The sequence below is a fragment of the Microcystis sp. M53602_WE12 genome, assembly GCF_030065455.1.
GTDB classification, from domain to species: domain Bacteria; phylum Cyanobacteriota; class Cyanobacteriia; order Cyanobacteriales; family Microcystaceae; genus Microcystis; species Microcystis aeruginosa.
On sequence record NZ_JASJFB010000669.1, the window covers coordinates 1 to 5,958 of the forward strand.

The 5,958-nt window shown below is 46.7% G+C and carries 3 protein-coding genes and 2 pseudogenes; all 5 read left to right on the forward strand.

The genetic code is table 11. The features are described from left to right. Window positions 1-88, forward strand: a pseudogene (locus PX482_RS20880) (cell division topological specificity factor MinE); the annotation flags it as partial. Beyond that, the gene (locus PX482_RS20885; RefSeq protein ID WP_045358791.1) at window positions 85-273 is read left to right on the forward strand and encodes a hypothetical protein; all 189 of its coding nucleotides are present in this window, start codon (window positions 85-87) and stop codon (window positions 271-273) included. The pseudogene PX482_RS20880 and the gene PX482_RS20885, both read left to right, overlap by 4 nt. Before the next feature lie 303 nt (window positions 274-576). Beyond that, window positions 577-3,633, forward strand: coding sequence for a phosphoenolpyruvate carboxylase (gene ppc, locus PX482_RS20890; RefSeq protein WP_288122970.1), 3,057 nt, complete (start codon window positions 577-579; stop codon window positions 3,631-3,633). A gap of 520 nt (window positions 3,634-4,153) precedes the next feature. Beyond that, window positions 4,154-5,437, forward strand: a complete 1,284-nt coding sequence (gene glyA, locus PX482_RS20895; RefSeq protein WP_288122971.1) for a serine hydroxymethyltransferase — start codon at window positions 4,154-4,156, stop codon at window positions 5,435-5,437. Between the two features lie 78 nt (window positions 5,438-5,515). Then, a pseudogene (locus PX482_RS20900) lies at window positions 5,516-5,958 on the forward strand (undecaprenyl/decaprenyl-phosphate alpha-N-acetylglucosaminyl 1-phosphate transferase); the annotation flags it as partial.

Sequence of the window (5,958 nt, forward strand, 5' to 3'; positions counted from 1 at the left end):
AGAAAGTGACCAACGAACTACCGCCCTGATTGCTAATTTTCCGATTCGTCGCATCAAACGCCGTCCTTTAACCGAGAAATTGCCATGAAAACTCAACCGATCAAGCTTTGGCTTAGTCTAGCGGTCAGTCCCTTTCTTCTCTCCTATCTGGCCTTGCGTTCCCTCAATCATTGGTTAATTGAATTGGGCCAAGAAAGTGAGGAATTGTTTCGCGGCGATCGCTTGCCCCTGCTCAATATTCCCGATCAGTTGCCGGTCAACAGTGACCAATAATCTTTTCTGGAAAAAGTCACCAAGAAAAAAAATCCTTTTGCCCTCTGAAAAGAAGCAAGAATAGTGAAATTTTTGTTAAAAATCCGAAAAAATATGATTCTTGGGGATATAATCTCATTTTTAACCAACCCTAAGAACTAATCCCGATCTATCAGTGATCAGTGATCAGTTATTGGTTTGATAGAGTTTTTCATTTTAAGGCAGTTAATCCCTATTTTTACTGGTCACTGAATCACTGTTTACTGTTGACTGATTACTGATTACTGATTACTGATTACTGATTACCGATTACTGATTAAAATTATGAGCGTCCTTGTCCCCTCAACCGAAACCGAACAGGATATTTTCAGCACTTCCAACCTGTTTCTGCAGCAAAGACTGAAATTAATCGAAGATTTATGGAAAGAAGTCTTAGTCTCCGAATGTGGTCAAGAATTAGTCGATTTACTGGAATTACTGCGCCATCTCTGTTCTGAGGAAGGACAAGTGACCGATGATAGTCCGGAAGCAATGATCGCCAAAATGATCGAAGACTTGGAACTAGGGGAAGCGATCAAAGTTACCCGCGCTTTTGCCCTCTATTTCCAGTTAATAAATATAATCGAACAACACTACGAACAAAGGGATCAGCAACTACTGCGACGGACGGTGATCGGGGAAGAAAACGAAAGTCCCAAGGCTGACCCAACGCAAAAAAGCATTTTAGCCACCATTGTCGGGGCCGATTGGCTAGAAAAAACCCTGAACGGGTCCGATCACTCCACCCCAAAATCGGGACTATTTCACTGGTTATTTCCCTATCTCAAACAGGTGAACGTCCCCCCCCAGGAAATCCAGCGTCTTCTCGATCAATTAGATATTCGTCTGGTTTTTACGGCCCACCCCACGGAAATTGTCCGTCATACCATTCGCATTAAACAGCGCCGCATCTCGGGCATTCTCGAAAAACTCGACCAAGCAGAAGAAATCTTTCGCAGTATGGGGTTAACTAACTCCAGAGAAGCACAAACAGTCACCAAACAGTTAAAAGAAGAAATACGTTTCTGGTGGCGAACAGATGAACTACATCAATTTAAACCCACTGTCGTCGATGAGGTGGATTATGCCCTGCACTACTTCGATGAAGTTCTCTTCGATTCCCTACCCCAGTTAACCCTGCGTCTGCAGCAAAGTCTAGAATCCTCCTTTCCCCGTTTACGAGCGCCGAAAAATAACTTCTGTCGCTTCGGTTCTTGGGTGGGGGGGGATCGGGATGGCAATCCCTCCGTTACCCCCGAAGTCACCTGGAAAACCTGCTGTTATCAGCGCAATCTCGTTATTAAAAAATATCTCGATGCTATTCGCGACCTGACCAGTATTTTAAGTGCCTCCCTGCACTGGTGTCACGTCTTGCCGGAGTTGCTGGACTCCCTGGACAGAGATAAGCAGCAAATGCCCGAAATCTATAGCCAGTTAGCAATCCGCTACCGTCAGGAACCCTATCGCCTCAAATTGGCCTTTATTCAAAAACGTCTGGAAAATACACGCGATCGCAATAATCGCCTCAATGATCCGGAAGAAGGACAGTTATTAACTAAACTCAACGAAACCAACATCTATCGCTCCGGTTCCGAGTTTTTAGCCGAATTACAGCTATTACAGCGCAGTCTCTTGCAAACTGGTCTTTCCTGTCAAGAACTCGATCGACTGATCGCCCAAGTGGAGATTTTTGGCTTTGTCCTGACTCAGTTAGATTTTCGGCAAGAATCCACCCGTCACGCCGAATGTATCGAAGAAATCGCCGCCTATCTCGGAGTTTTACCCAAACCCTACGGCCAATTAACCGAATCAGAAAAAATCGCCTGGTTAGTGGCGGAATTAAAAACCCGTCGCCCCTTAATTCCCCGGGAAATGCCCTTCTCGGAAAGAACCTGCGAAACCATTGAAACCCTGCGAGTTTTAAGAAGTCTGCAAGGGGAATTTGGTCTGGAAATCTGCCAAACCTACATTATCAGCATGACCAACGAGGCCAGCGATGTGCTAGAAGTGCTGTTATTAGCCCAAGAAGCCGGTTTATACGACCCCGCCACTAGCCGCAGTTCCCTCCGCATCGTTCCCCTCTTTGAAACCGTCGATGACCTCAAACACGCCCCCGGCATCATGCAGACTTTGTTTGAATTGCCCCTCTACCGGGCAGCCCTAGCCGGCGGTTACCACCATTTAGGGGCTTTAAACGGGGAGGAAGTGACCCTGGAACCGGCCATCCTCGAACCGGGTAATTTACAGGAGATTATGGTGGGTTACTCCGATAGTAATAAGGATTCCGGCTTTTTAAGCAGTAATTGGGAAATTCATAAGGCCCAGAAGGCTTTACAAAAAACCGCTAAACAATACGGCTTGGATCTACGTCTTTTTCATGGCCGGGGCGGTTCCGTCGGTCGGGGTGGTGGACCGGCCTACGCCGCTATCCTCGCCCAACCCCGGGGAACGATTAACGGTCGCATTAAAATCACGGAACAGGGCGAGGTTTTAGCCTCGAAATACTCCTTACCGGAATTGGCCTTGTATAACCTCGAAACGGCCGTAACGGCAGTTATACAGGCAAGTTTACTGGGCAGTGGTTTTGATGATCTCGAACCCTGGAATCGCATCATGGAGGACTTGGCCACCCGTTCACGGCAAACCTATCGCAGTTTGATTTATGAAGAACCGGACTTTTTAGACTTCTTTCTGTCCGTAACTCCCATTCCTGAAATTAGTCTTTTACAGATTAGTTCCCGACCGGCGCGCCGGAAAAGTGGTCAACAGGATTTAACTACCCTGCGGGCAATTCCCTGGGTATTTAGTTGGACCCAAACCCGGTTTCTTTTACCTGCTTGGTATGGTTTAGGGACAGCTTTACAGATGTTTCTCGATGATTCTCCTAGCAGAAATTTGGAATTGTTACGCCATTTTTATCACAAGTGGCCTTTCTTCCAGATGGTGATTTCTAAGGCAGACATGACTCTATCGAAGGTGGACTTACAGATGGCCTATCACTACGTCAGTGAACTTTCTAAACAGGAAGATCGAGAACGTTTTGAACGTCTGTTTGCAAGGATCAAAGAGGAATATAATCGCACTAGCGAGATTGTTCTCCAGATCACCGGCGAGAAACATTTATTAGATAATGATCCGAGTTTACAGCGCTCGGTGCAGTTACGCAACGGTTCGATCGTTCCCCTCGGTTTCCTACAGGTGTCTCTCCTCAAGCGTTTACGTCAATACAATAGTCAAGCTCAATCCGGTGTGATTCATTTCCGCTATTCTAAAGAGGAGTTATTAAGGGGCGCTTTAATGACGATTAATGGTATTGCCGCAGGGATGAGAAATACCGGTTGATTACAGATAATTAATGGTAGTTTTCGGGTGGTTATCTTGAAGGTAATCCACCCTATTTTTAAAATTTGTCAACTTTTTGTAGAACTTCTACTAAGTTGTTATTTTTAAAGGGAAAATCACCGTTAAAATTGGGCATTACTTCTGATTTTATCACTCAATCCCAGCTTTTGGGGGGTTCTATTGGCTAATATTAAGTAGCTGGTTATAATTAAATTAAAAATGGATTTTAGGTTCGATCCCCCCTGCCCCCCTTGATAAGGGGGGTGCCGATCCCCCCTTAGTCCCCCCTTTAATCCCCCCTTAATAAGGGGGGCATCTGATAATTTTTAACGCCTACCTACTTACTATTACTTATTGACTAAAAATGAAGATTTTACTGCTAACAGTTGACAATTGATGAGCGACCCCGAAGAGAGGCAATTAAGCTCCCTGGTGTGTCGGAAGATTAGAGATTGTGCCAAAATGGAGAAAGTGACCCAAGGATTACAGGTAAATTGTTAAAAAAAAGGATCGAGTAACCGTGACTGATACCAACCTAGATATACTATCCCTGACGGATCCAGCGATCGCAGGGATTTTGCAAAAAGAACTGCAACGTCAAAGAGATCACCTAGAATTAATCGCTAGTGAAAACTTTACCTCCGCTGCCGTCATGGCCGCCCAGGGTTCGGTTTTAACCAACAAATACGCGGAAGGACTGCCCAAAAAACGCTACTATGGCGGTTGCGAATACATTGACGAAGCGGAACAATTAGCGATCGATCGGGTTAAACGACTATTTGGGGCAAACCACGCTAACGTACAACCCCACTCCGGCGCCCAAGCTAATTTCGCCGTTTTCCTGACCCTCTTGCAGCCCGGCGATACGATTATGGGTATGGATCTCTCCCACGGGGGTCATCTTACCCACGGTTCCCCCGTTAACGTTTCCGGAAAATGGTTCCGAGTAGTACAGTATGGAGTAAGTCCCGACAGCGAACGCCTTGACTACGATCTCATCCTTGACATCGCTCGCAAGGAAAAACCCAAACTAATTATCTGCGGTTATTCTGCCTACTCGCGCCGGATTGATTTTGAGAAATTCCGCGCCATCGCCGACGAAGTGGGGGCCTACCTGATGGCAGATATCGCCCATATTGCCGGTTTAGTGGCCACTGGTCATCATCCTAATCCCCTACCCCACTGTGATGTGGTCACTACCACCACTCACAAAACCCTGCGCGGTCCTAGGGGGGGGTTAATTATGACCAAAGACGAGGAATTAGGCAAAAAATTCGATAAATCCGTCTTCCCCGGTACCCAAGGCGGACCCCTAGAACACGTGATTGCGGCGAAAGCTGTGGCTTTTGGGGAGGCCCTGAAACCGGAGTTTAAAATCTATTCGGGCCAAGTAATCGCTAATGCCCAAGCTTTAGCCGGTCAGTTGAAGGCTAGAGGGATTAAAATTGTCACTGATGGTACGGATAATCACTTGATGTTACTCGATTTAAGATCCGTGGGCATGACCGGGAAAGAGGCCGATCGCTTAGTGAGTACCATTAATATTACCGCTAATAAAAACACTGTTCCCTTCGATCCCGAGTCTCCCTTTGTTACCAGTGGTCTGCGCTTGGGTTCCCCGGCTATGACCACCAGAGGACTAGGAGAAACGGAATTTATCGAGATTGGCAACATTATCGCCGATATTCTCCTTAATCCCGGTGATGAAGCCCTGAGAACTGCTTGCCGTCAACGGGTAGGGAAACTCTGTGAAAGCTTCCCCCTCTATCCCCATCTCCATATTTCCGTCCCCGCCTTGGCCTAAAACGAGAGATAATAAAAATTCATAATTGGCGATTGCCTGTCAGTTGCCAATTGTGAATTAAATCGCCCCCCAATTCCCATGTCCGGAGATTTATACTATCTAATTGCTTTTCTGATCGCCCATACCGTGGTGCTTTGGAGTACCCCCCTCGTCAGAACCGTCGGACTGAAAAGCGGTTACGTCGATAAACCCAACGAAAGGAAGGTCCATGAAAGGCCTATGGTTCGACTGGGGGGAGTTTCGATTTTTGTCGGCGCTTTAACTGCCCTCCTGATCGTTTGGTGGTTGGGAGGGTTTGCCGGTTTAAACAGCGATCGAGAATGGGAAGTGTGGGGCGTAACCCTAGGCGGTTTGGGCTTTTTCCTCATCGGTCTAGCGGATGATCTTTTTAATCTTTCGCCGCTCAATCGTCTGGTAATGCAGTTTAGCGTCGCTTTTCTAGCTTGGCAAGCCGGGGTAAGGATCGATTTCCTCTCTATTCCCTTCGGCGATTTATTACAAATTCATTGGCTAAGTTTACC